This window comes from Corynebacterium sp. MSK032 (genome assembly GCF_030232065.1).
In the GTDB taxonomy this organism is placed as follows: domain Bacteria; phylum Actinomycetota; class Actinomycetes; order Mycobacteriales; family Mycobacteriaceae; genus Corynebacterium; species Corynebacterium jeikeium_D.
Genome location: NZ_JASPJR010000031.1, coordinates 323 through 1,469 on the forward strand (window position 1 = coordinate 323; position 1,147 = coordinate 1,469).

Consider the following 1,147-nt stretch of genomic DNA (forward strand, 5'->3'; position numbering starts at 1 on the left):
CTTACGTGGTGCGCGATACTAGGATTGAACTAGTGACCTCTTCCGTGTCAGGGAAGCGCTCTCCCACTGAGCTAATCACGCTGGGTTAAAAGCTATATGAAAGCTTTCATGCGCAACCCCCTTCTGAGAGAAGGGGGCTTTGCACTGAGCGGATGACGGGACTCGAACCCGCGACCCTAACCTTGGCAAGGTTATGCGCTACCAGCTGCGCTACATCCGCAAATACGTTCGCCCATAAGGGCTTACGTGGTGCGCGATACTAGGATTGAACTAGTGACCTCTTCCGTGTCAGGGAAGCGCTCTCCCACTGAGCTAATCGCGCAAAACATCGAAACCGGTAAGGAATCTCTGCTGAGGTGGAAACGGGAATCGAACCCGTGTACACGGCTTTGCAGGCCGTTGCCTCGCCACTCGGCCATTCCACCGTGAGGCTGCCGCCTCAGTGGTTGCCTCGAAGTTATACCACAGGGTCTAACTTCTTGAGAAACCAGAGCGGATGACGGGACTCGAACCCGCGACCCTAACCTTGGCAAGGTTATGCGCTACCAGCTGCGCTACATCCGCATCGCGTTGCAAGGAGGGCGAAAAGAGAATCTCAATTGCTCCCTTGCGGTGCGAAAGATACTTTAGCGTGATTGTGCGATTGATTACAAATTACCAGGTGAGCATCTGTATTGCCTCTATGAGAGTGGGGCTAAAGACCAATCTTTGATGCCTCTGAATCGCAACAATGTCATTTATTCGCTTTCGCGGGTTTGTTACTGGGCGCCTATCGAGCCGCTATCGTCATGGAGTTCCATCGATGGGGTAAAAAATCTTCGAACTGCGCAATCGCAAACGCAATGCAACTCAATTAGGGAAATCTCCAAAACGCGTGCTAACTTATTCCGCAGAGCAGCAAAGGCTTAGTGCTTTTCTGTCCGAGTCCCATAGCTCAGTGGAAGAGCGTTCCGTTCACACCGGAAAGGTCGCTGGTTCGAACCCAGTTGGGACTACCATTTAAAACCCCGGTCGACGCCTCGTATAAAAACGGCGCGGCCGGGGTTTTGCTGTGTGACCTGAACTATATTCGGGTTAAGTGACAAAAAGTGTGTCTGATTTTCAGCCTATTTGCTGGTCAGGCCGCATAAAACGGGCTTATATAAGG

The 1,147-nt window shown here is 51.9% G+C and carries 6 tRNA genes; 1 reads left to right on the forward strand and 5 read right to left on the reverse strand.

The window, feature by feature from the left end:
- Positions 1-6: 6 nt before the first annotated feature.
- The 5 genes from QP995_RS10720 to QP995_RS10740 form a co-directional block, all read right to left on the reverse strand.
- Positions 7-81: transfer RNA gene (locus QP995_RS10720), tRNA-Val, on the reverse strand.
- 66 nt (positions 82-147) lie between these two features.
- Positions 148-220, reverse strand: a tRNA-Gly gene (locus QP995_RS10725).
- Between the two features lie 27 nt (positions 221-247).
- Positions 248-322 (reverse strand) — tRNA-Val (locus QP995_RS10730).
- A gap of 32 nt (positions 323-354) precedes the next feature.
- Positions 355-425 (reverse strand) — tRNA-Cys (locus QP995_RS10735).
- A 66-nt stretch (positions 426-491) separates the two neighbouring features.
- A tRNA-Gly gene (locus tag QP995_RS10740) sits at positions 492-564 on the reverse strand.
- 359 nt (positions 565-923) lie between these two features.
- Between QP995_RS10740 and QP995_RS10745 the strand changes: the two genes are divergently transcribed.
- Positions 924-998 (forward strand) — tRNA-Val (locus QP995_RS10745).
- The last annotated feature ends 149 nt before the right edge of the window (positions 999-1,147 follow it).